Genomic DNA, 4,020 nt, shown 5'->3' on the forward strand with positions numbered 1-4,020 from the left:
AACAGGCAACAGGCAACAGGCAACAGGGAACAGGCAACAGGCAACAGGCAACAGGCAACAGGCAACAGGCAACAGGCAACAGGCAACAGGGAACAGGGAACAGGGAATATATAGGAAAAAAGTATTTTTGCAAATATTGAGATGCACCCAAAAAAACTGGAAAATATATTAATTTTTAACTTTAACAATTACCTATTAATTATCAAAATAATTGGGTCTAAAACCCAGCCTCTTAAGGCAAAATGTTTTTGGAGGCTTACTCAAATCCTAGTTACAAAAAAATTCTAACTTTTGACTTTTGACTTTTGAATTCATTAACTCTAAACACGAGTTGCTCTATTAACAGTATTATGTTCTACTTCCCTAGCTTTTTTGCCACGCCAAATTAATCTTATAGGTGTTCCTGTAAATCCTAGATGTTGACGAAATTGACTTTGTATATAACGACGATAATTATCAGGAAAACGCTTGGGATCGTTCACAAATAAAGCAATTGTTGGTGGTTTACTTGTCACTTGAGTTCCATAGTAAATTTTTCCTTGACGACCTTGACGAGTCGTTGGAGGAGAGTTCCAACTAACAGCTTCCTCTAAAACTTCATTAATCACTGAAGTTGTCACTCGACGCTGATATTCATTGGCAGCATTATCTATTAAATCTAGAATTTTCTCTACTCGTTTTCCTGTAGATGCACTAATAAAAATCATCTCTGCCCATTCCATAAAATATAGTCGCGATCTTACCTCTTGTTCATAAGTATAAATAGTATAGGCATCCTTTTCCACAGCATCCCATTTATTCACCACAATAACGCAAGCTCTACCCTCCTCAATAATCCGGTCTGCCAATTTTTGGTCTTGCTCCGTTACCCCATCTAAAGCATCAATTACAAACAGAACAACTTCAGTACGACGGATAGCTTTAAAAGCTCTATTAATACCAAAAAATTCTGCACCATATTCCACATTTTTCTTTTTTCTAATACCCGCAGTATCAATCAAACGGTAAGTTTTTTCATTACGTTCTACTACAGTATCAATAGCATCTCTTGTCGTACCAGAAATAGGACTAACAATTGCACGATTTTCTCCAAGAAATGCATTTAATAAACTAGATTTACCCACATTAGGACGACCAACAATTGCTACTCTAATCTCATTTGTTTCTGGAATTTCTGCAATAGGTGGTAAGTGGGTAATCAATTCATCCAATAATTCTCCAGTGCCATTGCCATGAATACCAGAAATGGGATAAGGCTCTCCTAAGCCCAATTCCCAAAACATTGCAGCTTGGGTTAATCCTTCTGTCAGAGATTCGCACTTATTAACCGCGAGGAGGGTAGGGACAGATTGTTGACGAAGCCAACTAGCTATTTCTTCATCTCCTCCAGTCAGGCCCACTTGTCCATCTACTACAAGAACAGCAACACTTGCTTCTGCGAGAGCTGCCATAGCTTGTTCGCGAATTAAGGGTAAAAATTCTGTATTATCATCAAATATTAAACCTCCTGTATCTACAACTTGAAATTCTCGGTCCTGCCAATATGCGTTACGGTAAGTGCGATCGCGGGTTATTCCTGGCTCGTCATGGACAATTGCATCTTGATTTCCGGCCAAGCGATTCACAATTGTGGACTTTCCCACATTTGGTCTGCCAATAATAGCTACTATAGGTAAGGACATAGTTAATTTTAATTAATTTAGGGAATAGGTAGGTACGTTGCATGCAACGTCCCTATAGGTCTTGATTACGGTTCGCCCAAATATCTTAATTCATAGTTTGATTCATCAACGCCAATTATTCAAACTTTTATTATAGCAATAATTTTGTTGAAGCAGGTTTTATATCATGTCTGTTTAATTATAATTAGTAGTGAAAAAAATCATCTTCTTCCTTCTTCCTTCTTCCTTCTTCCCTTTTCCTTCTGCCTAATGAATACACCAAGTCATGCCATTATTAATCTAGCTCTTCTTGCTAAACCACGATTACCACAAGCTAATCTTGCTATTGTAATAGGTGGAGTTTTACCAGATATTCCGATCTTTATTTTCTACTTTTGGGCAAAATTTATTGTCCGGTTACCAGAAGCAAAAATTTGGTCAGAAGCCTATTATCAACCATTAATACAAAATCTTGTTGCTACTTTTCATTCTATTCCTTTAGCAATAATTTTATTACTAATTTCTTACTATTTTGGCTGGCAAATTATGCAAGTTATTTGTATTAGTTTGGTGTTTCATTCTCTGGGTGATTTACCAGTACATAATAATGATGCTCATAGACATTTTTTCCCTTTCAGTAATTATCGATTTATTAGTCCTATTTCTTATTGGGACCCAAAACATTATGGAGGAATTGTTGCCTTAATAGAAATTTTACTGGTGTTTTTAGCAACTTTGCGGATATTTCCGAGTATTAATTCTGAAATAGGAAAAGTATTGATAGTTCTAATTAATATTTTTTATTGTAGTGGCTATGTTTATTTTTACAGCAGAAGTTAAGAAGGAAGAGGGAAGCAGGGAAGCAGGGAAGAAGTAAAGAATGAAAAATCTGGCTTTGTCTGAGTTTTAAGCTTTTGATATGTCCGCGCCCTTTCTTTCGACTGCTATATCTTCGTTATTAAAATTTTCACCTACCACCTAAAACCTTCTTAAATTTTCACCTAAAACTTAACACCTACGACCTTCTTAAATTAAGAACGGCGAATATTAAAACAACACCACTCTCCTCGTTTCCAAAGAGTGGCCACAACCCAACCATTTTGTTCCAAATTATCAGCAATTGATTTAGATTGTTCTAATAAAATTCCACTCAAAACACCCCAAGTTGTAGGTTTAGCGATCGCTTCCAGATGCGGAATTATATCAATAATTACTTCAGCTAAAATATTGCAAACTATACCATCTACCGGACCAGAAGCTAACTTAATTAAATGCTCAATATCTCCATGTTCAACAATTAATTTTTCAGCCGTTATATCATTTAATTTCCGATTACCAATAGTGGATCTAACTGCTAGTGGGTCAATATCAACTGCATATATCTGACGTACTCCTAATAATGCTGCCCCAATGGACAAAATACCACTACCACAACCAATATCAGCAATAATAGCTTCTGGATTAGGTTCCAACCCCAAGCGCATTTCCAATGACTCCAAACATAACTCCGTAGTAGGATGAGTTCCTGTGCCAAAAGCCGCTCCTGGATCTAAACGAAGGATAATTCTATCTATATTTTCTGGTAAATCTAGCCAAGCAGGATGAATGAGAAAGCGATCGCCAATTTCTTGAGGTTGCCAATATTGTTTCCAACTACTTGCCCAGTCTTCTTCCTCCATTAAATCCCAATCTACTGATGGAATTTGTAAATTCATACTTATGGCATCCTGATGTAAGTTTATAGCCAAAGCTGACAAGTCCAACATTTGGACCTGTTCTTCTGGTATATAGGCCCATATTAAACACTGATTATCTTTGACCTGACTCGCAGTACCCCGGCAACCAAAAGTATCTAGACGCCAAGTAATGACCTCCTCCAGATTTAGGTGACACAATACTCTAATTTCCCACCAGTTATATGCCATAAAAATTTCAGCTCTTCTACTATATTTTAGATTAGGTGGTAGGTTCAACAATTAATAATTAATAATTAATAATTAACAATTACCTATCCTTGAAAAGAAGAGAATTGACGCGATAGGGAAAAATTTTTCTTCTCTTGGTCTCATGGATATGGAGCCTAGACTTCGCCATATATAATCGACCAAGAGAAAAGAGAATTCCGTATTTTCTTGCCTCCTTATTGCAGAGGTACTGATAACTGATAATTGAAATGACCTATTAGACATATCCAATAATCAAAAATAAAATCAATTATTGTAAATAAATCATCAATTATTTCCCCCTACTCCCTACTCCCTACTCCCTACTCCCTACTCCCTATTTTCTAGAGATGTCTATTAAAGAGCAACTGTATAAGCATCCCTAATTCCTGGTTCTTTGGTAATTTCAGTTAATA

The 4,020-nt window shown here is 36.4% G+C and carries 3 protein-coding genes; 1 reads left to right on the forward strand and 2 read right to left on the reverse strand.

All coding sequences use genetic code 11. The features are described 5' to 3' along the window. Window positions 1-320: 320 nt before the first annotated feature. Window positions 321-1,682: a ribosome biogenesis GTPase Der gene (gene der / locus AC3DU7_RS27425; RefSeq protein ID WP_488042428.1), complete on the reverse strand. Its 1,362-nt coding sequence runs from the start codon at window positions 1,680-1,682 to the stop codon at window positions 321-323. 249 nt (window positions 1,683-1,931) lie between these two features. On the opposite strand from der, the gene AC3DU7_RS27430 reads away from it, so the two are divergent. Then, complete coding sequence (locus tag AC3DU7_RS27430) at window positions 1,932-2,501, forward strand: hypothetical protein (protein WP_488042429.1); 570 nt, start codon at window positions 1,932-1,934, stop codon at window positions 2,499-2,501. A gap of 191 nt (window positions 2,502-2,692) precedes the next feature. Here AC3DU7_RS27430 and prmA read toward each other — a convergent pair whose 3' ends face one another. Next, a complete protein-coding gene (prmA, locus tag AC3DU7_RS27435) occupies window positions 2,693-3,586 on the reverse strand; it encodes a 50S ribosomal protein L11 methyltransferase (RefSeq protein ID WP_488042430.1) in 894 nt (297 codons plus the stop codon). Window positions 3,587-4,020: the final 434 nt, after the last annotated feature.

Source organism: Okeania sp., assembly GCF_983059655.1.